The organism is Marmoricola sp. RAF53 (genome assembly GCF_052114005.1).
GTDB lineage: Bacteria > Actinomycetota > Actinomycetes > Propionibacteriales > Nocardioidaceae > Marmoricola.
The window spans coordinates 1-23,136 of the sequence record NZ_JBFRDX010000003.1 but is presented as its reverse complement, the minus strand read 5'-3'; the positions used below and the strand labels follow the sequence as shown (position 1 = coordinate 23,136).

Annotated in this window: 20 protein-coding genes; 16 read left to right on the top strand and 4 right to left on the bottom strand. The window is 72.5% G+C overall.

Going from position 1 to position 23,136, the window contains the following annotated elements:
* Window positions 1–28 precede the first annotated feature (28 nt).
* The 8 genes from moeZ to AB4Y76_RS03090 all read left to right on the top strand — a co-directional run bounded on the left by moeZ (window position 29) and on the right by AB4Y76_RS03090 (window position 13,319).
* Window positions 29–1,228, top strand: coding sequence for an adenylyltransferase/sulfurtransferase MoeZ (moeZ, locus tag AB4Y76_RS03125; protein ID WP_441922045.1), 1,200 nt, complete (start codon window positions 29–31; stop codon window positions 1,226–1,228).
* Between the two features lie 86 nt (window positions 1,229–1,314).
* Window positions 1,315–2,172, top strand: a complete 858-nt coding sequence (locus AB4Y76_RS03120) for a hypothetical protein (RefSeq protein ID WP_441922044.1) — start codon at window positions 1,315–1,317, stop codon at window positions 2,170–2,172.
* A gap of 17 nt (window positions 2,173–2,189) precedes the next feature.
* Complete coding sequence (locus AB4Y76_RS03115) at window positions 2,190–2,525, top strand: MGMT family protein (RefSeq protein WP_441922043.1); 336 nt, start codon at window positions 2,190–2,192, stop codon at window positions 2,523–2,525.
* 13 nt (window positions 2,526–2,538) lie between these two features.
* Window positions 2,539–5,775, top strand: coding sequence for an ATP-dependent helicase (locus AB4Y76_RS03110; protein ID WP_441922042.1), 3,237 nt, complete (start codon window positions 2,539–2,541; stop codon window positions 5,773–5,775).
* On the top strand, window positions 5,772–8,999 hold the full coding sequence (locus AB4Y76_RS03105) for an ATP-dependent helicase (RefSeq protein ID WP_441922041.1): 3,228 nt from the start codon (window positions 5,772–5,774) through the stop codon (window positions 8,997–8,999). The genes AB4Y76_RS03110 and AB4Y76_RS03105 overlap by 4 nt, the downstream gene beginning before the upstream one ends.
* Window positions 9,000–9,196: 197 nt before the next feature.
* Window positions 9,197–9,661 carry a hypothetical protein gene (locus tag AB4Y76_RS03100; protein WP_441922040.1) on the top strand — a complete coding sequence of 155 codons (465 nt, stop codon included), beginning with the start codon at window positions 9,197–9,199 and terminating at the stop codon, window positions 9,659–9,661.
* Window positions 9,662–9,708: 47 nt separating this feature from the next.
* Window positions 9,709–10,779: a COG1470 family protein gene (locus AB4Y76_RS03095; protein WP_441922039.1), complete on the top strand. Its 1,071-nt coding sequence runs from the start codon at window positions 9,709–9,711 to the stop codon at window positions 10,777–10,779.
* A complete protein-coding gene (locus AB4Y76_RS03090; RefSeq protein WP_441922038.1) occupies window positions 10,779–13,319 on the top strand; it encodes a beta strand repeat-containing protein in 2,541 nt (846 codons plus the stop codon). Before AB4Y76_RS03095 ends, AB4Y76_RS03090 begins: the two co-directional genes overlap by 1 nt.
* Here AB4Y76_RS03090 and deoD read toward each other — a convergent pair.
* On the bottom strand, window positions 13,316–14,026 hold the full coding sequence (deoD, locus tag AB4Y76_RS03085; protein ID WP_441922037.1) for a purine-nucleoside phosphorylase: 711 nt from the start codon (window positions 14,024–14,026) through the stop codon (window positions 13,316–13,318). The genes AB4Y76_RS03090 and deoD overlap by 4 nt on opposite strands.
* A 109-nt stretch (window positions 14,027–14,135) precedes the next feature.
* Between deoD and AB4Y76_RS03080 the strand changes: the two genes are divergently transcribed.
* Both AB4Y76_RS03080 and nudC read left to right on the top strand, forming a co-directional pair.
* A complete protein-coding gene (locus tag AB4Y76_RS03080) occupies window positions 14,136–16,040 on the top strand; it encodes a M3 family metallopeptidase (RefSeq protein ID WP_441922036.1) in 1,905 nt (634 codons plus the stop codon).
* Window positions 16,025–16,963, top strand: a complete 939-nt coding sequence (nudC, locus tag AB4Y76_RS03075) for an NAD(+) diphosphatase (protein WP_441922035.1) — start codon at window positions 16,025–16,027, stop codon at window positions 16,961–16,963. Before AB4Y76_RS03080 ends, nudC begins: the two co-directional genes overlap by 16 nt.
* Window positions 16,964–16,992: 29 nt before the next feature.
* Here the strand turns inward: nudC and AB4Y76_RS03070 are convergent, their stop codons facing one another.
* The gene (locus AB4Y76_RS03070; protein ID WP_441922034.1) at window positions 16,993–17,244 is read right to left on the bottom strand and encodes a mycoredoxin; all 252 of its coding nucleotides are present in this window, start codon (window positions 17,242–17,244) and stop codon (window positions 16,993–16,995) included.
* A 112-nt stretch (window positions 17,245–17,356) separates the two neighbouring features.
* Here AB4Y76_RS03070 and AB4Y76_RS03065 point away from each other — a divergent pair, with 112 nt between their 5' ends.
* From AB4Y76_RS03065 to AB4Y76_RS03040, 6 genes are all read left to right on the top strand, one after another.
* Complete coding sequence (locus tag AB4Y76_RS03065; RefSeq protein WP_441922033.1) at window positions 17,357–19,429, top strand: ATP-dependent DNA helicase UvrD2; 2,073 nt, start codon at window positions 17,357–17,359, stop codon at window positions 19,427–19,429.
* 145 nt (window positions 19,430–19,574) lie between these two features.
* A complete protein-coding gene (locus AB4Y76_RS03060; protein ID WP_441922032.1) occupies window positions 19,575–19,766 on the top strand; it encodes a hypothetical protein in 192 nt (63 codons plus the stop codon).
* A 163-nt stretch (window positions 19,767–19,929) separates the two neighbouring features.
* On the top strand, window positions 19,930–20,205 hold the full coding sequence (locus AB4Y76_RS03055; RefSeq protein ID WP_441922031.1) for a WhiB family transcriptional regulator: 276 nt from the start codon (window positions 19,930–19,932) through the stop codon (window positions 20,203–20,205).
* Complete coding sequence (locus tag AB4Y76_RS03050; RefSeq protein WP_441922030.1) at window positions 20,202–20,456, top strand: hypothetical protein; 255 nt, start codon at window positions 20,202–20,204, stop codon at window positions 20,454–20,456. Before AB4Y76_RS03055 ends, AB4Y76_RS03050 begins: the two co-directional genes overlap by 4 nt.
* Before the next feature lie 104 nt (window positions 20,457–20,560).
* Window positions 20,561–20,722, top strand: a complete 162-nt coding sequence (locus AB4Y76_RS03045) for a hypothetical protein (protein ID WP_441922029.1) — start codon at window positions 20,561–20,563, stop codon at window positions 20,720–20,722.
* A 41-nt stretch (window positions 20,723–20,763) separates the two neighbouring features.
* Complete coding sequence (locus tag AB4Y76_RS03040; RefSeq protein WP_441922028.1) at window positions 20,764–21,162, top strand: hypothetical protein; 399 nt, start codon at window positions 20,764–20,766, stop codon at window positions 21,160–21,162.
* A gap of 28 nt (window positions 21,163–21,190) precedes the next feature.
* Here the strand turns inward: AB4Y76_RS03040 and AB4Y76_RS03035 are convergent, their stop codons facing one another.
* Window positions 21,191–22,516 carry an ABC1 kinase family protein gene (locus tag AB4Y76_RS03035; RefSeq protein ID WP_441922027.1) on the bottom strand — a complete coding sequence of 442 codons (1,326 nt, stop codon included), beginning with the start codon at window positions 22,514–22,516 and terminating at the stop codon, window positions 21,191–21,193.
* The coding region (locus AB4Y76_RS03030; protein WP_441922026.1) for a hypothetical protein at window positions 22,513–23,136 on the bottom strand (624 nt) is incomplete at its 5' end. The genes AB4Y76_RS03030 and AB4Y76_RS03035, both read right to left, overlap by 4 nt.

The window sequence follows — 23,136 nt, the reverse complement described above, 5'->3', positions numbered from 1 at the left end:
GAGAAACGCCGTGTCACCGAGGAGTGCCGTGTCCCTGCCCGCACTGGTCGAGCCAGCCGCCGAGCTGACCATCGACGAGGTCCGCCGCTACAGCCGTCACCTGATCATCCCCGACGTGGGCATGACCGGGCAGAAGCGGCTCAAGAACGCCAAGGTGCTGGTCATCGGCGCCGGCGGTCTCGGCAGCCCGGCGCTGCTGTACCTGGCGGCGGCCGGCGTCGGCACCCTCGGCATCGCCGAGTTCGACACCGTCGACGAGTCGAACCTGCAGCGCCAGGTGATCCACGGCGTCAGCGACATCGACAAGTCGAAGGCCGTCTCGGCCCAGGAGTCGATCGCCGAGATCAACCCCTACGTCAAGGTCGTCCTGCACGAGGAGCGCCTCGACAACGACAACGTCTACGACGTCTTCCGGGGCTACGACCTGATCGTCGACGGCACCGACAACTTCGCCACCCGCTACATGGTGAACGACGCGGCGTACTTCCTCGGGATCCCCTACGTGTGGGGCTCGATCTACCGCTTCGACGGCCAGGCCAGCGTGTTCGCGCCGACCCTCGCCGACGACGCGCCCTGCTACCGCTGCCTCTACCCCGAGCCGCCCCCGCCGGGCATGGTCCCGAGCTGCGCCGAGGGCGGCGTCCTCGGCGTGCTCTGCGCCAGCATCGGCTCGATCCAGGTCAACGAGGCCATCAAGCTGCTGACCGGCATGGGCGAGCCCCTCGTCGGCAAGCTGATGATCTACGACGGCCTCGAGATGGAGTACCGCAAGCTCAAGGTCCGCAAGGACCCGAACTGCGCGCTCTGCGGCGAGAACGCCACGGTCACCGAGCTGATCGACTACGACACCTTCTGCGGTGCCGTCAGCGAGGAGGCCGCGGACGCGGCCGCCGACGCGACCATCTCGGTGGCCACCCTGGAGGGCATGCTCAAGGAGCGCGCCGACGGCACCCGCGACTTCGTCCTGGTGGACGTGCGCGAGCCCAACGAGTACGAGATCAACAAGATCCCGGGCTCGGTGCTCATCCCGAAGGGCGACTTCCTCAACGGCAGCGCCCTGGAGCAGCTCCCGGCCGACAAGCAGATCGTGCTGCAGTGCAAGACCGGCGTCCGCTCGGCCGAGTGCCTGGCGATCGTCAAGGGCGCCGGCTACGCCGACGCCGTGCACGTCGGCGGTGGCGTGGTCGCGTGGGTCAACCAGATCGACCCGTCGCAGCCCTCCTACTGAGCCCGAGCACGAGCTCCCCGTCCCGGTCGCGTGACCGAGGCGGGGAGTTCGTCGTTGTGCAGGACCTCACCCCCGGAGGTTCCTGCATGTCCTCGATCCGCACCCGTCTGCTCGCTGCCGTCGCGCTCGTGCTCGTCTCGGTGACCCTGGTCGACGGCACCAGCGCCGAAGCCACCCCGCGCTGGGCGCCGGTCTCGACCGCGACGATCCGCCCGGGCGCGCAGATGTACACCGGGGACGCGCAGTGCACCGGCAACTTCGTCTTCTACGACGCCGCCGGCAACGTCTACGTCGGGTACGCCGCCCACTGCGCCGGGACCGGCTCGTCGACCGACACCAACGGCTGCAAGGCCGCGTCGCTGCCGCTCGGCAGCGCCGTCCGGTTCGCCAAGGGCGGCAACATCCTCTCCAGCGGGCGCACCCTCGGCGGCGGCCGGCTCGTGTACTCGTCGTGGCTGACCATGAAGCGGCTCAAGACGACGGCGGCGGCCCGGTGCCGGTGGAACGACTTCGCACTGGTGCGGGTGAACGCCGCCGACAAGGGCAAGGTCAACCCGACGGTGCCCTACTGGGGCGGGCCGCGCACCTTCGGCGGGGCACCGCTCGGCGCCGGCGCGAAGCTGTTCAGCGTCGGCAGCTCGTCGCTGCGCGGCGGCGCGCTGTCGAAGAAGACGGGCAACGTGATCAGCCGCGACGGCAGCGGCCTCGGGTACGAGATCAAGGGCTCCGGCGGCATCCCCGGCGACTCCGGCAGCGGCTTCCTCGACGCGTCCGGCCGGGCGATCGGCGTGCTCTCCACGCTCAGCATCGGGCTCACCCTGTTCGGCACCCCGGTGCGCAACACCATCGGCGACCTCTACGCCGAGCTCACCTTCGCCCGGCAGTACTCCGGGATCAAGGGCCTGATGCTGGCCGCCGGGACGGTGCCGTTCACCGGGAAGTGAGCCGTAGGGTCTGACCCGTGGCCAGCGAGGAGTACGTCGAGCGGGTGCTCGCGCTCGTCGAGCAGATCCCGCCGGGCCGGGTGTCGACGTACGGGCTGATCGCGGAGGCGCTGCGTCACTCCCTGGGCAGCGGCGGTCCGCGCCAGGTGGGTGCCGTGATGGCGCTGCACGGCGGCGGGGTGCCGTGGTGGCGGGTCGTGCGCGCCGACGGGACGCTGCCGGACTCGCACGGTCCCGAGGCGCGGCAGGCCTACCTGGGGGAGGGGACCCCGCTGCGCCGCTCGGGCGCGGTCGACATCGAGGCGGCCGTCTGGCTCCCGCCCCTCGACCCCGCCACTGTCCCCGGCACCTGATTTGCTGACCTCCGTGACCACCCACCACCTCGTCCGGCCGGCCGGCACCGTCGCCGCGCCGACTCTCGACGAGGACCAGCGCCGCGTCGTCGAGCACGTAGGTGGTCCGCTGCTCGTGCTGGCCGGTCCGGGCACCGGCAAGACCACCACCCTGGTCGAGGCGATCGTCTCCCGGATCGAGGACCGCGGCGCCGCCCCGGACTCCGTGCTGGCGCTCACCTTCGGCCGCAAGGCCGCCGACCAGCTCCGCGACCGCGTCACCGCCCGGCTCGGCCGGACCACCTCGACGACCGTCTGCGCGACCTTCCACTCCTTCGCCTACGGGCTGCTGCGCCGGTTCGCGCCCGCCGAGCTGTACGCCGCCCCGCTGCGCCTGCTCTCCGCGCCGGAGCAGGACGGCATCCTCCGCGAGCTGCTCGTCGGCACGCCGGAGTCGGTCGCCTGGCCGGACTCGCTGAAGCACGCGCTCGGCACCCGCGGTTTCGCCAAGGAGGTGCACGCCGTCCTCGGCCGGGCCCGGGAGAAGGGCCTCGACCCCGAGGAGCTGCGCGGCCTGGGCGCCGCGCACGACCTGCCCGAGCTGGTCGCCGCCGGACTCTTCCTGGAGCAGTACCTCACCGTCCTGGACAGCCAGGGCGCCACCGACTACGCCGACCTCATCCGGCGGGCGACCATCGAGGCGGCCGCGCACCGCGACGAGCTGCGCGCCGAGTTCCGGCACGTCTTCGTCGACGAGTACCAGGACACCGACCCCGGGCAGGTGGCGCTGCTCCGCCAGCTCGCCGGCGACGGGCGCGACCTGGTCGCCGTCGGTGACCCGCACCAGTCGATCTACGCCTTCCGCGGGGCCGACGTCCGCGGCATCCTCGACTTCCCGGCCGCGTTCCCCCAGCGCGACGGCAGCCCGGCGGACACGGTCGTCCTGCGCCGTACCCGGCGGTTCGGGCCGCGGATCCTGGCCGGTGCCCAGCGCGTCGCCGGGCAGCTCGCCTGGCAGGGCTCGATCGACGAGGCTGCCCGGGAGGCGTTCCGGGTCCCCGAGTGCGTCCCCGGCCCGCACGGCGACGGCCGGATCGAGGTGCTCACCTTCGACACCGAGCGTGCCGAGGCCGAGCACCTCGCCGACCTCCTCCGTCGCGCGCACCTCGAGGACGGGGTCGCCTGGCACGACATGGCCGTGCTGGTCCGCTCCGGCCGCTCGACGATCCCGGGGCTGCGGCGCTCGCTGGCCGCCGCCGGGGTGCCGGTCGAGATCGCCGCGGACGAGGTACCGCTGGTCCGCGACCCCGCCGTGCAGCCGCTGCTCGACGCCCTCCGGGCCGTCCTCAACCTCGACAACCACGACCCCGACCACGTCGACTTCGTCGACGCCGGCCGCGCCGAGGGCCTGCTGCTCGGTCCGCTCGCCGGCCTCGACGCCGGCGACGTCCGGCGGCTCGGGCGGGCGCTGCGGCAGCGGGAGAAGGCCCGTGTCCTCGGCCCCGACGACCGTCACCGGCCCTCGCGCGACCTGCTCCGGCTGGCCGTCCTCCAGGACGGTTTCCTCGACGGGCTCCCCGGCCCGGAGGCGGACCGGGCGCGCGCGTTCAACGCGCTGCTCGTCGCCGCCCGGCGCTCGGCGGACGACGGCGACAGCGCCGCCGAGGTGCTCTGGGTGCTCTGGTCCGGGACCGGCTGGCCCGAGCGGCTGCGGCGCGCCACCGGGTCCGGGGGCGCGGCCGCCGGCCGGGCGCACCGGGACCTCGACTCGCTCTGCGCCCTCTTCGAGTCGGCCGCCCGGGCCGAGGAGCAGCGCGACCACCTCGGGGTGCGCCCCTTCCTCGACACCCTGGTGGCCCAGGAGATCCCCGGTGACACGCTGGCCGAGCGGGGAGTCCGCGGCTCCGCCGTCCGGCTGCTGACCGCGCACCGGTCCAAGGGGCTGGAGTGGCGCCTGGTCGTCGTCGCGCACGTGCAGCAGGGCGGCTGGCCCGACCTGCGCCGGCGCTCGACCCTGCTCGGTGCCGACCGGATCGGCACCGACGGCCTGGTGCCGCCGGTGTCGACCCGCGAGCTCCTGGCCGAGGAGCGCCGGCTCTTCTACGTCGCCTGCACCCGGGCCCGGCAGCGACTGGTCGTCACGGCGGTCCGCTCGCCCGAGGACGATGGCGAGCAGCCCTCCCGGTTCCTCGACGAGCTCGGCCTGGAACCGGTCGCGGTGACGGGTCGTCCGCGGCGCCCGCTGTCGCTGGCGGGGGTGGTCGCGGAGCTGCGGCGTACGGTCGCGGACCCGGCGGCGAGCGAGGCGCTGCGCGACGCGGCCGCGTGGCGGCTGGCCCGGCTGGCGGGCGAGACCGTCGGCACGCCCGGGCACGAACGTCCGCTGGTCCCGCAGGCCGACCCGGGCAGCTGGTGGGGGACCCGCGCCGCGACCTGGTCGCCGACGCCGGTGCGCGACCCGGGCGAGCCGGTGCCGATCTCGGCGAGCCTGCTGGAGTCCGTGCTGGTCTGCCCGACCCAGTGGTTCCTGACCCGTGAGGCGGGCGGCGTGGTCGCGGCGCACCAGGCCGCCAACGTCGGCCAGCTCGTGCACGCCCTGGCCGAGCGGGTCGCGAAGGGCGAGCTCGCGGACGCGGACGTCGACGCGCTCATGGGCGAGGTCGACAAGGTCTGGGACCGGCTCGAGTTCCGGACGCCGTGGTCGCGATCCCGGGAGTACGGCCGGATCCGGGCCGCGCTCGGACGTTTCCTCGCCTGGCACCGCGGCAACCGGCGCGACCTGGTCGGCATCGAGTCGCGGTTCACCGCGGTCGTGGACCTCCCCGGCGGCGAACGCGTCAAGCTCGTCGGGTACGCCGACCGCCTCGAGCTCGACGCCGACGGCCGCCTCGTCGTGGTCGACCTCAAGACCGGCCGGACCCCGCCGACCGGGCCCGAGGTGCAGCGCAACGTCCAGCTGGCGCTCTACCAGTACGCCGTGGACAGCGGCGCCGCCGACCACGTCGGCCCTCCCGACGCCGGCCCGCACCGCAGCGGTGGGGCGGAGCTGGTCCAGCTCGGCCTCCTCGACGACGCGCCGACCGCGGTGGTCCAGGAGCAGGCCGTGCCGGCCGAGGACGGCGCCGAGCGGGCCGCGCTGCGCGCCGCGCTGGAGGGGACCGCGGCGATGCTGCGGACCGAGACCTTCCCGGCGATCGCCGGGCAGCAGTGCGAGCGCTGCGACTTCGTCTCGATCTGCCCGATCAAGAGCGCCGGGGCGGTGCTCGCATGACGACCCTGGAGATACCTACCCGGGTGCGGATCGACACCCCCGAGGACCTGCAGCGGGTGATGGGCACCGACTACGCGCCCAGCCCGCAGCAGTGGGCGGCGATCTCCGCGCCGCTGGCTCCGGCCGTGGTGATCGCCGGCGCCGGGTCCGGCAAGACCACGCTGATGGCGGCCCGCGTCGTCTACCTCGTCGTCACCGGTCAGGTGCGCCCGGAGGAGGTGCTCGGGCTGACCTTCACCACCAAGGCCGCCGCCGAGCTCCGCACCCGGGTCCGGGAGGCTCTCGAGGCCGCCGGGGCGCTGCCCAAGCCCGGCCCGGACGTCGAGGAGGTGCTCGAGCCGACGGTCGCGACCTACAACGCCTACGCCGCCGACCTGCTCACCGAGCACGGGCTGCGGATCGGCCACGAGCCGGACACCCGCGTCATCACCGACGCCTCCCGCTTCCAGCTCGGCGCCCGGGCCGTCGACCGCTTCACCGGACCGGTCGACTTCCTCACCGACCACCCGCCGACCGTGATCCAGAACCTGCTCGCCCTGGACGCCGCGATGAGCGAGCACCTGGTGGGCCCGGACGATGTCGCCCGCGTCGACGCCGAGGCACGCGCCGCCTTCGAGCGGGAGGTCGTCGCCGAGCGCGCCGGCAAGGACCGCAAGACCTACTGGCAAGCCTGCGAGAAGGCGATCTCGGCGATCGACCGGCGCGGCGAGCTGCTCGGGCTGGTGGCGTCCTACCGGCGGCTCAAGGCGGACCTCGGCCTGATGGACTTCTCCGACCAGATCGCGCTCGGTGCCCGGCTGGCCAGCGAGCAGCCGGAGGTCGGGGCGCTGGAGCGGGCCAAGTTCAAGGTCGTCATGCTCGACGAGTACCAGGACACCTCGGTGGCCCAGGCGACCATGCTCTCCCGGCTCTTCTCCGGGCCCGACCCGGCGTCCGGGCGCGGCCACGCCGTCACCGCGGTCGGCGACCCGAACCAGGCGATCTACGGCTGGCGCGGTGCCTCGGTCTCCAACATCCTCAACTTCGGCGACACCTTCCCCGCTGCCGACGGCGGCCCGGTCCCGGTGCTGCCGCTCACCGTCAACCGGCGCTCGGACGCGCGCATCCTCGAGGTCGCCAACGACCTCGCCGCGCCCCTGTACGCCGACCTGCCGCAGGTCCGCCCGCTGGAGCCGAAGCCCGGCGCCGCCCCCGGGTCCGTCACCGCGAAGGTCTTCAGCACGCACGCCGACGAGCTCGCCGGCCTGGTCGAGGCGGTCGTCGCCACGCACACCGATGCCTGGTCCGACATCGGGGTGCTGACCCGTGACAACGCGCACGCAGCCGAGGTCTTCGACGCCCTCACCTCGGCCGGGGTGCCGGTCGAGATCGTCGGGCTCTCCGGGCTGCTGCGGCTGCCCGAGGTCGCCGAGGTGGTCGCGGTGCTGCACCTGCTCCACGACGTCACGGCGAACGCCGCCCTGCTCACCCTGCTCACCGGGCCGCGCTGGGCGATCGGCCCGCGCGACCTGCGGCTGCTCGCGGTCCGGGCCGCCGAGATCGCCGGTTCGTCGGGACGCACCGAGTCGCCGGACCTGGCCGACCAGCTCGCCGCCATCGCCGACGGCATCGACCCGGCCGAGCTCCCGGCGCTGGCCGACGCGCTCGACGACCCCGGCGAGCACGACTACGCCGCCGAGGCCCGGGAACGTTTCGGGCTGCTCGCCGCCGAGCTGCGTCAGCTGCGTCGCGCGGTCGGCGAACCGCTGCTCGACGTGGTCCGCCGGATCATCGACGTCACCGGCATCGACGTCGAGCTCGCCTCCTCGAACAACCCGGCGGCCGCGGCCCGGCGCGACAACCTCGACCTGTTCGTGAAGGCGGTCGCCGAGTTCCAGGCCGTCGACGGCGACGTCACCCTGCCGGCCCTGCTGGCCTACCTGACCGCCGAGGACGACCAGGGCAACGGGCTCGACGTCGCCACCCCGACCGAGGCGGACTCGGTGAAGCTGCTCACCGTGCACCGCTCCAAGGGGCTGGAGTGGGGGAGTGTCTTCCTGGTCGGCGTCTGCGAGACCCGGTTCCCCTCGAACCGGTCCCGGACGCTGTGGACCTCCTCACCGGCGGTCCTGCCGGCCCCGCTGCGGGGCGACGCCGCCGACCTGCCCCAGCTCGCCGGGTACGACAAGCAGGCGCTGGACGCCTACCGGGTCGCGACCCGGGCGCACGGCCAGGTCGAGGAGCTCCGGCTCGGCTACGTCGCGTTCACCCGGGCGGCGCACCGGCTCTCCGTGTCGTCGTACCTGTGGAGCCAGCGGACCAGCGCGTTCGGCCCGTCGCCGTACCAGCGCGTCGTCGCCGAGGCCTGCGAGCGCTGGGGCGAGCCGGTGACCGACTGGGCCGAGAAGCCCGAGAAGGGCAGCCCGAACCCGTACGACGACCGCGACGCGTCCCGCCCGTGGCCGGTGACCGAGCGGGGCGTCGAGAGCGAGCTGCGTGCCGAGGCCGCGGCCCGGGTGCGTGCCGCCGACCCGGAGGGCGAGGACGGCGACCTGGACATGATCGAGACCGCCCGGGTCGCGGAGTGGGACGCCGAGCTCGACCGGCTCGTCGCCGATGCGCGGGCGCAGCGACCGGACTCGGTGGCGGTGCCGATGCCGGCGACGTTGTCGGTGACCGCGCTGGCCCGCCTCCGCGAGGACCCGGAGGCGTTCCTACGCGACCTGGCCCGCCCGATGCCGCGGCCGCCGTCGCGGGCCGCACGGTTCGGGACCCGGTTCCACGCCTGGGTCGAGTCCCGGTTCGGCCAGCAGCTCCTCGTCGACCCCGACGAGCTCCCGGGACGCGGTGACGTCGGCATCGAGGACGAGGCCGACCTCGCGCGGCTGATCGCCCGGTTCGAGGAGGGCCCGTTCGCCGACCGCGTCCCGCACTCGGTGGAGGCGCCGTTCTCGCTGGTGCTCGCCGGCCAGGTCGTCCGCGGCCGGATCGACGCCGTCTACGCCGAACCGGATCTCGGGCCCGACGGCGGCTGGCTGGTGGTCGACTGGAAGACCGGTCACGAGTCGTCGGCCGACCCGTTGCAGCTCGCGCTCTACCGGCTGGCGTGGGCCGAGCTGGTCGGCGTACCGGTGGAGCGGGTGCGTGCCGCGTTCTTCTTCGTGCGCTCCGGCCGGGTGGTCGAGCCCGAGGTCCTGGCCGACCGGCCCGCGCTAGACAACCTGCTCCGAGACGTCGGGCGATAAGCCCGAAACCAAGCGAAAGCGGACCTTTCCTCTAGTCCGTTCGGGCCATCCGGATCCGCCGTTCGTACCCAACGCGCACCTCACTCGTTCCACCCGTAACGCACCGTCGCGCGACCTCGTTGCGCGACTGGATGCCGGGGGGCATCACACGGGGCGGCACCTTGCTGACCTGTGCGTCATTTCGAAGGGGAACACTCATGGCTCGTCTGACCAAGAAGAAGTACGCCGTCCTCGCCGGCGTCAGCGCCGTCGCCCTCACCGCGGGTGCCGCGTTCGCGTACTGGACCACCACCGGTGAGGACACCGGCACCGCGACCACCGGCACCTCCACGCCGTGGACCGTCACCATCACCGACACGAACAACGCCAACCTGGCGCCGACCACCGCGACCGGCCTCCCGGTCCAGACCGTGAGCTTCTCCGTCAAGAACGACGGCAGCGGTGTGCAGAGCTTCAGCTCGGCCGTCCCGACCGTGGTGAGCACCGACAAGGCCGGTTGCGCCGCGTCCAACTACGCCACCTCGAACACCAGCATCACCACCGGCAGCGTGAACGCCGGCGCGACCGTCAACGGCACCTTCGAGCTGCGTCTCGTCGACGACGGCGCCGACCAGAACGCGTGCAAGGACGCCCAGGTCACCGTCAAGGTCGCCGTCAGCTGACGCAGCTCGACCCTTTGATCTGACGACGACGCGGCCAGGAGAACAGCATGAGGATGAAGCGCCGGGGGCTCAAGCTCCTCGTGGTGCTCGTCGCTGCGCTCCTGGCCGCGTCCGTCGGGTCCGGGGCCCTGCGTCCGACGGCCACCACCGTCGGCGTCGGTCTCACGCTGAGCGTCGACCAGTCGGCACTCGGTGTCACCGTCGGCAGCCAGGCCGTCGTCCTCGGCACGGTGAGCCAGCCCGGCTCACTGCTCGGGTCGGTGTCGCTCGCGGTCACCGGGGCACCGAGCGGTGCCACCGTCACGTACCCGCACACGGTGATCGCCGGCGTCCCGTTCGTGATCTCCGTCCTGACCGGAGCCTCCACACCGGTCGGCTCGTACGCGCTGCAGATCACCGCGACCTCCGGGACTTCCTCGGCGACGATCACCGTGAACCTGGTCGTCTCGCTGCCGACCGGCTTCACGATGGTGCTCTCGCCGCCGTCCCGGACCGTGGTGGACGGGTCGTCGACCAGCTACACCCTGAACATCAACCGCGGCCTGCTCGCGGGCGCGATCGGCCTCCAGGTCACCGGCCTGCCGCAGTACGCGACCGCGTCGGTCTCGCCGTCGCTCTCGATCCTCGGCAGCACCGCGACGGTCAACGTGAACGTCCCGACGAACGTGGTCCCGGGCAGCTACCTGATCACCGTCAAGGGCACCGCGCTGCTGGCGTCCGCCACGGCGTCGGCGTACCTGATCGTGCAGCCGCAGACCTACCCGAACTTCCCGATCAGCGGCACGCCTGACCGCGTGCTGTCGCCCGGCGGCCCGATCGGCGCCATCAACGTCTCGATGACCAACCCGTTCAACGCGCCGATGACCGTGACCAACCTCGGCGTCGCGCTGCAGAGCACCGACAAGACCGGGTGCGGGATCGGCAACTACCAGGTCACGGCGTACAGCGGCCCGGCGTCGCTGACGATCCCGGCGAACAGCACCCGGACGCTGCAGCAGCTCGGCGTCCCGCGGGCTCAGTGGCCGCAGGTGCAGATGCTCAACCTGCCGAGCAACCAGGACGCCTGCAAGACCGCTCTCGTGCAGTACAAGATCACCGCGACCGGGAACGGTGCCTGATGACGACGCACCGCGCCCCGCACTGGACCGACGGCGGCAAGACCCGCCTCGGCCGGGGCTCCCTCGTCCTCGTCGTCGCCCTGGCGCTCGTCCTCGCTGCGGCCGGTGTCGCGACGGCCTTCTTCACCGCGACCGGCTCCGACACCGGCACGTTGACGACCGGCACGCTGGCCGCGCCGACGTCGGTCAGCGGGTCGCAAGTCGCGAGCACCGGCACCGTCAACGTCTCCTGGACGGCCTCGACGGGAAGCCCGGCGCCGTCCGGCTACTTCGTCCAGCGGGTTCCCTCGAGCGGCCCGGTGGTCGCCGCGTGCGGCACCTCGGCGGCTGCGCCGACGACCGGGACCGCGTGCTCCGACGCTGGCGTCCCCGTCGGCACCTCCACGTACGTCGTCACCGCGGTCTACCGCACCTGGTCGGCCGCCTCGGCGCCGAGCAGCGCGGTCAACGTGGTCACGACCACCCAGACGATCACCTTCACCTCGAGCCCGGTGAGCCCGACCTACGGCGGCACCTACACGGTGACGGCGAACGGCGGCGGCTCCGGCAACCCGGTGGTCTTCAGCAGCGCCACCCCGGGTGTCTGCACGGTCACCGGCTCGTCGGTGAGCTTCGGCCACGCCGGCACCTGCACGATCAACGCCAACCAAGCGGGCGGCGGCTACTACACGGCCGCGCCGCAGGTCCAGCAGATCTTCACGATCGCCAAGGCGGCGCAGGTCGTCTCCTTCGACTCGACGGCGCCGAGCGCCGCGGTCGTCGGTGGCCCCGGCTACACGCCGACCGCGACAGGCGGCGGGTCCGGCAACCCGGTGGTGCTCTCGATCGACTCCTCGACCGCCGGCAAGTGCTCACTCAGCGGCGGCGTCGTGAGCCACGACCACGTCGGCTCCTGCACGGTCAACGCCAACCAGGCCGGCAACGCGGACTACCTCGCAGCCAACCAGGTCCAGCAGCCCTACGCGATCGGCCAGGGCTCGCAGGCGATCTCCTTCACCTCGACGGTCCCGGCCGACGCCAAGGTCAACGGCACGACGTACACGGTCGCCGCCACCGGTGGCGCCTCCGGCAACGCGGTCACCTTCAGCAGCGGGTCGCCCGGTGTCTGCAGCGTGGCGGGCTCGACCGTCAGCTTCGTCGGCGCAGGCACCTGCATCGTCAACGCCGACCAGGCGGCCAGCACCGACTACCTGGCCGCTGCGCAGGTCCAGCAGTCGTTCGCGGTCACCCGGACCGACCAGACCGTCTCGTTCACCTCGACGGCGCCGACCGCGGCGACGTTCAACGGCTCGTCGTACACCGTGGCCGCGACCGCGACCTCCGGTCTGGCCGTCACGTTCACCGTCAGCGGCGCCTGCACGATCAGCGGCACCACGGTCTCGTTCAACAATGGCGCCGGGATCTGCACGATCAACGCGAACCAGGCGGGCAACGCCGCCTACAACGCCGCGCCGCAGGTCCAGCAGGCCTTCACCGTCGGCAAGGCGAGCCAGACGATCACCTTCGGCGCGTTGGGCGGCAAGACCTTCGGGGACGCGAGCTTCACGGTCTCCGCGACCGCGTCGTCCGGCCTGACCGTCGCCTTCAGCACCACGACCACCGCGGTCTGCACGGTGACCGGGACATCGGTCGCGATCGTCGGCGCCGGCACCTGCACGATCGACGCCGACCAGGCCGGCAACGCGAACTACAACGCCGCCCCGCGGGTCTCGCAGTCCTTCACGGTGGCGAAGGCGAGCCAGGCGATCACCTTCGCCGCGTTGGCCGGCAAGACGTACGGCGACCCGGCCTTCACGGTCTCCGCGACCGCGTCGTCCGGCTTCGCGGTCTCGTTCGCGGCCTCGCCGAGCGGTGTCTGCACGATCTCCGGATCGACGGTGACCATCGTCGGAGCCGGTGACTGCACGATCACCGCGAGCCAGGGCGGCAGCACGAACTACAACGCCGCGACCGCGGTGCCGCGCACATTCACGGTGGCCAAGGCGACCCCGACCGTCACGTTCGGGACGACTGCGCCGTCCTCCGCTGCCGCGGGCACGACCTACACGCCCACGGCCTCTGCCTCGCCGTCCGGACCGACCGTGACGATCGGGGTGAGCGGTGCCTGTTCGATCGCGGGCGGCGTAGTGACCTTCGGTCCTTCGACGGGCACTTGCACGATCACGGCTTCGTCGTCGGCGACCGGCAACTTCAACGCTGCGTCGGCAACGCCACAGAGTGTGACGGTCACGTCCGCCGTGGTCGCCCCTGTGATCACCTCGTGCAGCCGACCGAGCGGTAACAACAAGGGCTACAGCATTTCGTGGACGTGGGCCGGCGGGACGCCAAACGGTGGTTTCAAGATCTACTACACGAACCTGAGTTCCGGATCCATCGCCGCACAGAGTCCGGTCACCTCGCCGTGGACCACGCCGAACATCAACGGCAATCTGAGCGGAACCTTCGAGCTGGCGGCGATCGTCAACGGCGTCGAGGGCCCGCGCGCGACTGCCGCCTTCAGTCACACGGGCAACAACAGCGACACCTGCACGATCAACTAGCGCAGCGCCGCCGCCAGCGCGATCTCGACCATCGCGCCGAACGTCTGCTCGCGCTCGGCGGCCGTCGTCTCCTCGCCGGTGACGATGTGGTCGGAGACCGTGCAGATCGCCAGCGCCTTCCGCCGGTACGACGCCGCCAGCGTGTACAGCGAGGACGCTTCCATCTCGAGGGCGAGCACCCCGTGCTCGACCAGCGGCTTGGTGAGCTCGGCGGCACGCGGGTTGTAGAACGAGTCGATCGAGTGGATCAGCCCGACGTGGTGGGTCACGTCGTCGCGCGCCTCGGCGGCCGCAGCGGCGTCGCGGAGCAGCCCGAAGTCGGCGACCGGGGCGTAGTCGAGCCCGAGGAACCGGTGCCGGTTCATCGCGGAGTCCGTGCAGGCGCCGGAGGCGATCACGACGTCCCGGATGGCCACGTCGGTGGTCAGCGCGCCGCAGGACCCGACCCGGATGATCGCCTGCACGTCGTACTCACGGAACAGCTCGTTGACGTAGATCGCCATCGACGGCTGGCCCATCCCGGACCCCTGCACCGATACCGGCTTTCCCTGCCAGGTCCCCGTGTAGCCGAACATCCCGCGCACCTCCGAGTAGCAGGAGGCGTCGTCGAGGAACGTCTCGGCGATCCACTTCGCCCGCAGCGGGTCGCCGGGAAGCAGGACGGTGGGGGCGATCTGGCCCGGCGCGGCGCCGATGTGCGTGCTCATGCAAGAAAGGTAGACGGACCGACCCCCAACCCAGGCTCGACGACCAGAGGCTCGACAACCCGGCGAACTCGCGCGACCGGCCGACCGGGCACGGACTAGCCTCGGCCCCATGAGCCTCGAACCGCTTGCCCTGCCCACCTCCCCGGAGCAGTGGAGCTCGTGGTTGGCCGAGCGCGGCAACGGATCGGTGCGGCTGGCGGCCGACGAGATCGCCGCGCTGAAGACAGCGCACCCCGGGGACACCGCGATCCTGCAGCTCTGGAACGACGCCTCCGTCGCGCTCTCGAACGCCTCCGCGGTGAGCAGCCTGCTCTCCTCGGTGCACCCGGATCCGGCGGTGATCGAGCAGGCCGAGGCGCTCGAGGTCGAGGTGCGGCGCTTCACCAGCGACCTGCTGCTCGACCGCGAGGTCTTCGCGCTGCTGTCCTCGGTACGGCCCGAGCCGTTGGACGACGGCGCGCGCCGGGTGCTCGAGGACGCGCTGCGCTCGTTCCGTCGGGCGGGAGTGGAGCTCGACGACCAGACCCGGGACCGGCTGCGGGAGCTCAACGAGCGGCACACCGAGCTCAGCCAGGCGTTCTCGCGCAACATCCGCGACGGCCGTCGTACGGCACGGGTCCCTGCGGAGGCGCTGGTCGGCCTGCCCGAGGACTACGTGGCCGACCACCAGCCCGACGAGGACGGGATGGTCGCCATCTCCACCGAGTACCCGGACGTGCATCCGTTCCTGACCTACAGCCGCGACGCCGAGGCGCGGCGCGCGGTCGCGACCGAGTTCTTCAACCTGGCCTGGCCGGAGAACGACCAGGTCCTCGGCGACCTGCTCCGGCTCCGCCGCGAGAAGGCCCACCTGCTCGGCTACAGCGACTGGGCGGACTTCGACGCCGAGGTCAAGATGATCGGCAAGGGCGCGGCGATCCTCGAGTTCGTCGACCAGGTCGCCGCGGACGCCCGCGACGCCGGGTTGCGCGACCGCGACGTGCTGCTCGCCCGCGGCGCGCAGGACGGCATCGCGACCGTCGACCTGTCGAACTGGCGGTACTGCTTCGAGGCGGTCAAGCGCGAGCAGTACGGCGTCGACGCCCAGGAGGTGCGTCGCTACTTCGACTTCGGCAAGGTCCACCAGGGCCTGCTCGACGTCACCAGCCGGTTGTTCGGCATCCGCTACGAGCCGGTCGCCGAGACCACCTGGCACGACGAGGTCACGACGTACGACGTCCACCTGGGGGGCGAGCGGATCGGCCGGATCCACCTCGACCTGCACCCGCGGATGCGCAAGTACAACCACGCCGCCCAGTTCGACCTGGTCTCCGGGGTCCGCGAGCGGCAGCTGCCGGAGGGCGTGCTGGTCTGCAACTTCAACCGCGGTCTGATGGACCACGGCGAGGTGGTGACGCTCTTCCACGAGTTCGGCCACCTGCTCCACCACGTGCTCGCCGGGCGTCACGAGTGGGTGCGGTTCTCCGGGGTCGCGACCGAGTGGGACTTCGTCGAGGCGCCGTCGCAGATGCTGGAGGAGTGGGCCTGGGACGCCGGCGTGCTGCAGCTGTTCGCGACCGACGCGGACGGGACGCCGATCCCGACCGAGCTGGTCGCGGCGATGCGGGCGGCCGACGAGTTCGGCAAGGGCTTCCTGGCGCGGACGCAGATGTTCTACGCGGCGCTGTCGTACCTGCTGCACGTGGAGGTGCCCGACGACCTGACCGCCCGGGTCTTCGAGCTCTACCCGCAGTACAGCCTGATCGCGCCGCTGGAGGGCACGCACTTCCACACCGGCTTCGGCCACCTCGACGGGTACTCGTCGGCGTACTACACCTACATGTGGTCGCTGGTGATCGCGAAGGACATGTTCAGCGCCTTCGACACCGACGAGCTGTTCGCCGAGGAGGTGGCGCACCGCTACCGCGACCGGGTGCTCACTCCCGGCGGCTCGCGCGACGCCGCCGTCCTGGTCGCCGACTTCCTGGGCCGGCCGTACAACACCGAGGCGTTCTCGCGGTGGCTGAACGGATGACCGCGGACAGCAGCGACCCCCGCGCCCTCGGGACCGACGGCATCGCCCCGATCGCACTGTCCCGGCACGCCCACGACCGGATCGCCGACCGGCGTACCGACGCCGCCTGGCTGGACGAGGTCTGGGCCGACCCGGCCACGCGCGTGCTCGTCGTCGCGGGCACCCGGATCCACCTGGAGGACGGCCGCGTCCCGTGGGTCGCTCCCGCGGAGGCGCCCGACGGCACGCGGGTGCTGCTCGGGGACCGCGACGGCGTCGTCCACTTCGCGGTGATCGCCCCGGCCTCCTCGGCCGGCGAGGACTGGACCGGCTTGCGCGGTCTGCTCGGCGCCTTCGACGAGGACGAGGCGTCGCTGCTGGTGCACGCCTTCGGTGTCGCGGAGTGGTTGTGGGCGACGCGGCACTGTCCGCGCTGCGGCGGGGCGCTGGAACCGGTCCTGCTCGGTCACGTGCTGCGCTGCACCGGCTGCGGCCGCGAGGAGTTCCCGCGGACCGACCCCGCGGTGATCATGGTCGTCACCGACGGCGAGCACCCCGCGGACCGCTGCCTGCTCGGCCGGCACCCGGCGTGGCCGCCGGGGCGCTACTCGACGCTGGCCGGGTTCGTGGAGCCGGGGGAGTCCATCGAGCAGGCGGTGCGCCGCGAGGTCTTCGAGGAGTCCGGGATCGCCGTCGGCGAGGTCTCCTACTTCGGCAGCCAACCGTGGCCGCTGCCGCGGAGCCTGATGATCGGCTGTCTTGCGAGCGCGGTCTCCACCGAGGTGTCGGTGGACGGCGAGGAGATCGAGGACGCCCGCTGGTTCACGCGGGCGCAGATGAAGGAGGAGGCCGAGGCGGGGACGCTGGTCCTGCCTGGCGGCATCTCGATCTCGCGCTCGCTCATCGAGCACTGGTACGGCGGCCCGCTGCCGGGTCAGTGGTGAGCGAGGTCAGGCGCCGCGGACGGCCGCGCTCAGGCGACCTGTTCGGCCAGCTTGGCCTTGACCTGCGCCAGCGAGGGGTTCGTCTGGGCGGTGCCGTCGGCATAGACCAGGGTGGGGACGGTCTGGTTGCCGCCGTTGACCGACATGACCAGGTCGGCCGCCTCGGGGTGCTGCTCGATGTCGACGATGTCGAAGACGATGCCCTCGCGGTCGAGCTGGCTCTTCAGCCGGTGGCAGTAGCCGCACCACGGGGTGCTGTACATCGTGAACTGGCCGGACATCGGGATGTCCCCTCTCGCAACTAGGCTGCGTCTGACGATCGAGCTGGTGGTCGGATCCGATCGAATTTCGGATCACCACACGCCTCAACGACCTCGGAGGGGGAAACATTCCGTGACGGTCCCCGGGAGTGCCGAACGCCTCCTCGAAGCCCTCGACCCCGAGCAGCGCCTGGTCGCCGAGGCGCTGCGCGGCCCGGTCCGAGTGCTCGCGGGTGCGGGCACCGGCAAGACCCGGGCGATCACGCACCGGATCGCGTACGGCGTCGCGACCGGGACCTACAACCCGACGGAGGTGCTGGCCGTCACCTTCACCACCCGTGCCGCGGGCGAGATGCGGACCCGGCTGCGGGCCCTCGGGGCGCCCGGGGTCCAGGCGCGGACCTTCCACTCCGCGGCGCTGCGCCAGGTGCGCTACTTCTGGCCGCGGGTGTACGGCGGCGAGCCGCCCGAGCTGACCGCCTCGAAGATCCCGATCGTGGCCGGCGCCGCCCGGCGCAACCGCCTCGAGGTCGACCAGGCCCGGCTCCGGGACCTGGCCAGCGAGATCGAGTGGGCCAAGGTCACCAACGTCCGGCCCGACGACTACGAGCGGGTCGCCCCGACCCGGGGTCGCGAGGTGAGCGGGCTCGACCACGGGGTCGTCGGCCACGTCTTCGCCACCTACGAGGAGCTCAAGCGCGACCAGGGCCGGATGGACATGGAGGACGTGCTGCTGATCGGGGCCGCGCTGCTGAGCGAGGACGAGCGGGTCGCGGCGTCGGTGCGGTCGCAGTACAAGTGGTTCGTCGTCGACGAGTTCCAGGACGTCAGCCCCATCCAGGCCGCACTGCTGGACCTGTGGACCGGGGGGCGCGACGAGATCTGCGTGGTCGGCGACCCGGCGCAGACGATCTACTCCTTCGCGGGGGCGCGGGCGTCGTACCTGCAGGAATTCACCCGGAAGCACCCGGGCGCGACCAGCGTCGAGCTGGTCCGGAACTACCGCTCCACCCCGCAGGTGATCAAGGCGGCCAACGAGCTGCTGCACGGCACCCCGACCGGCTCGGTGACGCTGCGCGCGCAGCGGCCGGCAGGGGACGAGGTGCGCTGGCAGGAGGCGACCGACGAGGTCGCCGAGGCCGAGGCGGTCGTGGCGGAGGTCCAGCGGCTCCGAGCGGCGGGAGTGCCGCTGCGGGAGATGGCGGTGCTCTTCCGGATCAACGCCCAGTCCGAGACTTTCGAGGAGGCGCTCGCCTCCCGCTCGATCCCGTACGTCGTCCGGGGCGCGGCCCGGTTCTTCGAGCGGCCCGAGGTGCGGCAGGCGCTCGCGCTGATGCGGGCGAGCCTGCGCGCCGGCGAGCCCGCCACCGACGGCCTCCTCGACCAGGTGCACGGCGTGCTCGGCGGGATGGGCTGGGGCCCGGAGGCGCCGGCGGCGCGCGGTCAGGCCCGGGACCGCTGGGAGTCGCTGATGGCGCTGGTCTCCCAGGCCGAGGAGTACGCCGCCGCCGAGATCGCGCCGACCCTGGAGGGGTTCGTCGCCGAGCTCGACCGGCGCGCCGCCGAGCAGCACGCCCCGGTCGCCGACGGCGTCACGCTGGCGACACTGCACACGGCGAAGGGCCTGGAGTGGGACGCGGTCTTCCTGGCCGGCGTGCAGGAGGGCTCGATGCCTATCACCTACGCCGACACCCCGGCCGCGGTCGAGGAGGAGCGCCGGCTGCTCTACGTGGGGATCACCCGCGCCCGCAAGCACCTGATGATCTCGTGGTCCCTGGCCCGCAACCCGGGCGGTCAGGCGCGGCGCAAGCCGTCGCGGTTCCTGGCGGGCCTGCGTCCGGAGTCGGTGATGGACCGCGCTGCCCCCTCCGGCGGGGGAGGCGGCAAGCGGGCGAGCCGGAAGGCGTCGGTGTGCAAGATGTGCCGGCGGCCGCTGGCGACGCCCAAGGAGCGCAACCGCGGGTTCTGCGACGACTGCCCGATCCCGTACGACGAGGAGCTGTTCGCCTCCCTGAAGGCGTGGCGCAAGGAGCGCGCGGACGCCGAGAGCGTGCCTGCGTTCGTCGTGTTCTCCGACGCGACGCTGGAGGCGATCGCCGAGGTGAGGCCGACGGACCGCGACGCCCTGCTGCGGATCAACGGGATCGGCGCGGCCAAGCTGGAGAAGTACGCCGACGACGTCCTCGCGGTCCTTGCCGGCGCGTGACCCGAGCGCGCGCGTAGCACGCGATCCAGATTTTTCAATAAATGATTTGCGCGTCTTCTGAGGGCGGGCGTACTTTGCTCTCACGACCTGCGCAACACAGCCCTGACAACGCTGGCGCCCGACTGCCTCGAGGAGGTGCATGACCGTGAGCAACAACATCTGGCTCAACACGACCGTGACGCGGTCGGCTTCCGTCGTGCGCGTCCACGGTTCCGGCATGGGTGACGTGTGCCCGTCCGCGGTCGGCTACGCCGCCGCCGCGACGAAGCGTCGCACCGATGCCTTCCAGGCCACCAAGCCGGGTTCGGCGAAGCCTTGGAGTCCACCTGTCACATGAGTCCACACTCATCGACCGGCACCTCCAAGGCCGCGGAACCCACCAAGGGATCCGCGGCCTTCGTGTTTCCCGAACGAGACCAGCCGGAGATCGACGAGTGATTCCTCACCCGAGTTTGACCAGCAACACCCAGCGATCGAACAAGAGAGAAGGAGGTGGACACATGAGCATCAGCGTTCTCGACCCGAAGAGTGCCGAGACCGAGCTGCTGCCGTGCCGGACCAACGACGCGGAGCTCTTCTTCGCCGAGTCGCCCACGGACGTGGAGCTCGCGAAGGCGCTGTGCACGAGCTGCCCGGTGATGGCCGAGTGCCTCGCCGGCGCGCTCGAGCGTCGGGAGCCCTGGGGCGTGTGGGGAGGTCAGCTGTTCCTCCAAGGAGTGGTGATCCCCCGCAAGCGGCCCCGTGGCCGGCCCCGCAAGAGCGAGGTCGCCGCATGAGCACCGCCGGTAGTGCCGGAATCCGCGCACGACGAACCAAGCACGACACCCAGCACCTGAACCTGAACTTCGAACGGAGCACCAAGATGAGTTTCATCCAGGAAGACCTGGCGCGGGCCCATATCGGCGCGCGCCTCTCGGAGGCGCGCAGCACCCGGCGAGGCCGCAACCTCGCCGCCGCCCGGCGCCTCTCCCGCAAGGCCGAGCGCGCCGCTGCCCAGGCGCGTCTGGCTGTCGCCCGCGTGATCTGAGCAGGCAGAAGCTTTCTCGTTCGATCGCGGGAAAACACGAACCGCCGTCCGACCCTTCGGGGCCGGGCGGCGGTTCTGCGTCCCGGCACGCCTAGGCTGGCTCCATGACCACCTGCGCCTTCTGCGGCAAGGTCGACGAGGGGGACCAGCCGCCGCTGACCTGGACCTCGGCGGTCGAGCGCGGCCGGGTGAGCTGGTTCTGCGACAGCTGCTCGCGCGAGCACCTGCGTTCGATGGAGTCCAAGCTCGACTCCGAGTGGTGGTGAAACCGACCGCACGGGGCGCCGGACGCGGTTAGGTTCTGCGCATGCGTCCCGTCCCTGCCCTCCTCGCGCTCGCGCTGCTGCTGGTCGCGGGGTGCGGTGCTGCGGCCACGACCGCGGCGGACGACGAACCGAAGGGGGTCCCGCTGAAGTCCCTCTGCCCGGGGGTGCACCTGGCGGTGGACGCCCTGGTCGTCTCCGACCCGACGTCGCGCACCGTCTTCGCCGACCAGGTCCGGCGGCTCAGCCGGGCCGCCCGGGGGGCGACCCGGACGACGCTGGCGCCGCTCGTCGACGCGGCCGAGGAGCTGGTCCGGGTGCGGACCGAGCAGGACTTCTTCGTGGCCCGCGACGACGTGCACGCGGCCGTGGTCCAGGTCGACGGGGGCTGCGTGGCGGCCGGCTCGCCGATCCTGCACGGCGGACCGCACCAGGCGGGCTGACGCCGTACGGTCGGCGCCGTACGGTCGGTCAGCCGGCGAAACCGGGCAGCGACTCCAGCAGGATCTCCCGGAACGGGATGGTCGCCCCGAGCTGGCTGAGCACGCCGACCCCGCCCACCCAGGTGCGGTGGATCAGCAGGTACGACGGCGGCAGGTTGAGCCGCAGCATCACCGAGTAGGCGTCGCCCTTCGGGTCGTTGACCCGGCGGAACTGTTCCTGCATCCACTCCCGGGAGAACGTGAACGTCTCCGCGCCGGCCGGCTCCACGAACGGGCTCAGGTAGGCGCGCAGCTTGTCCGCGTCGACCTGGACCTTCTCCCGGATGAAGCCCTCGTCGCGCAGGCCGGCGACGAGCTGGTCGTAGTCGTCGAGGCAGGCGATCCGGATGAGCGAGCCGAGGGTGCGGGGCAGGCCGCGCTCGGGGAGCCGGGCGACCGCGCCGAAGTCGAGCACGCCGAGCCGGCCGGGAGAGCCGTCCGGCTCGGGCAGCAGCCGGAAGTTCCCCGGGTGCGGGTCGGCGTGCAGCATGCCGGTCCGCGCCGGGGCGCCGAAGAGGAAGCGGACGAATTTCTCGCCGTAGTGGTCCCGCTCGGCCTGGCTGCCGTCCCGGATCACCTGGGCGAGGGAGGCCGGGCTGTCCAGCCAGTCGGTCACCAGGACCGTCTCGGTCCCGGCCCGGACGGCCGGGACGACGACCGCGGGGTCGCCGTCGTACTCCGCCGCGAAGACGGACTGGGCCTGGGCCTCGAGCCGGTAGTCGAGCTCCTCCTCGGCCCGCTCCTGCAGCTCGGTGACCAGCGGCTTGACGTCGATGCCGGGGAAGACCGGGCCGAGCCCGCGGGCGACCCGGGCGAGCTGCTTGAGGTCGTTGCGGAGGGCGTCGCCGGCGCCGGGGTACTGCACCTTGACCGCGACGTCCGCGCCGTCCCACCGGGCCTGGTGCACCTGCCCGATCGAGGCGGCCGCGGCGGGGTCGCCCTGCAGGTCGGTCAGCCGGCCGGCGTCCTCGCCGAGCTGGTCGGCGATGATCTCGCGGACCGTGATCGTCGGCATCGGCGGCGCCGAGTCCTGGAGCCGGGTGAGCTGCTCGCGGTAGGGGGCGGCGACCTCCTCGGGGAGGGCCGCCTCGAAGATCGACATCGCCTGGCCGAACTTCATCGCGCCGCCCTTGAGCTCGCCCAGGGTGCGGAAGAGCTGCTCCGCGGTGCGCTGCTGGAGCTCGGTCATGACCGTGTCCGCGGGCGCGCCGCCGATGCGCCGGCCGAGCCCGATCGCCTGCCGGCCGGCGTACCCGAGGGGCAGCGCGGCGAGGCGCGCGGTTCGCCGTACGGCCTTGCGGGGGAGCTCGGTCATACAGCCATTGTGGACGATGGCCCCGCATCGGCCACCCAGATGCAGGAGCAGGCCGGGTGCCGCAGCCAGCGGACCACCTGAAGGGCGGCCAGGTCGACCGGGATCCGGACGGTCGCGGACCAGCACGCGGCCCGGCCGCCGTCGAGGTGCGTGACGAGGTCGCGGACCGCCCAGGCGACCCCGAGCGCGACCCGGGCGGCGTCGCCCGGCTCCGCGACGCCGTCGTGGCGGACGGCGCGGTGGTGGGTCGCGACGAGCAGCGGGTGCAGCGGGTCCTCGTCCGCGCGGTGGGCGTCCACGCAGCGCAGGCAGGCGGTCCGGCCGGGGACCACGAGGGGGCCCACCACGACCGTCCCCTCGAGGAGGCGGAGGACCAGGTGCGGTACGGAGCCGTGGACCAGCAGGTCGGTGAGCTCGCGTTCGGGTTCGCCGACGCTGAGCACCAGCGCCGCGTCCGGGAGCCGGCCGCCCAGGTCCCGGCCGACGCCGAGCCCCGCGGCCTCGAGCAGGGCGTCCGGCCCGTGGTCGTCACCGAGCTCCCCGAGGTCGCCGAGGACGGCGACCGCGCGCAGGCGGCGGGCGGCCAGGCGGGCGGCGAACCCGGTCGGGTCGGCCAGCGC

Bases quoted from the DNA above. Each gene is read 5' to 3' on its own strand.
- AB4Y76_RS03050 (WP_441922030.1), top strand. From the start codon at position 20,202: ATGAGCACCGCCGGTAGTGCCGGAATCCGCGCACGACGAACCAAGCAC.
- AB4Y76_RS03095 (WP_441922039.1), top strand. From the start codon at position 9,709: ATGAGGATGAAGCGCCGGGGGCTCAAGCTCCTCGTGGTGCTCGTCGCT.
- AB4Y76_RS03080 (WP_441922036.1), top strand. From the start codon at position 14,136: ATGAGCCTCGAACCGCTTGCCCTGCCCACCTCCCCGGAGCAGTGGAGC.
- AB4Y76_RS03105 (WP_441922041.1), top strand. From the start codon at position 5,772: ATGACGACCCTGGAGATACCTACCCGGGTGCGGATCGACACCCCCGAG.
- AB4Y76_RS03055 (WP_441922031.1), top strand. From the start codon at position 19,930: ATGAGCATCAGCGTTCTCGACCCGAAGAGTGCCGAGACCGAGCTGCTG.
- AB4Y76_RS03035 (WP_441922027.1), bottom strand. From the start codon at position 22,516: ATGACCGAGCTCCCCCGCAAGGCCGTACGGCGAACCGCGCGCCTCGCC.
- AB4Y76_RS03120 (WP_441922044.1), top strand. From the start codon at position 1,315: ATGTCCTCGATCCGCACCCGTCTGCTCGCTGCCGTCGCGCTCGTGCTC.
- AB4Y76_RS03045 (WP_441922029.1), top strand. From the start codon at position 20,561: ATGACCACCTGCGCCTTCTGCGGCAAGGTCGACGAGGGGGACCAGCCG.
- deoD (WP_441922037.1), bottom strand. From the start codon at position 14,026: ATGAGCACGCACATCGGCGCCGCGCCGGGCCAGATCGCCCCCACCGTC.
- AB4Y76_RS03100 (WP_441922040.1), top strand. From the start codon at position 9,197: ATGGCTCGTCTGACCAAGAAGAAGTACGCCGTCCTCGCCGGCGTCAGC.
- AB4Y76_RS03070 (WP_441922034.1), bottom strand. From the start codon at position 17,244: ATGTCCGGCCAGTTCACGATGTACAGCACCCCGTGGTGCGGCTACTGC.
- AB4Y76_RS03040 (WP_441922028.1), top strand. From the start codon at position 20,764: ATGCGTCCCGTCCCTGCCCTCCTCGCGCTCGCGCTGCTGCTGGTCGCG.
- AB4Y76_RS03090 (WP_441922038.1), top strand. From the start codon at position 10,779: ATGACGACGCACCGCGCCCCGCACTGGACCGACGGCGGCAAGACCCGC.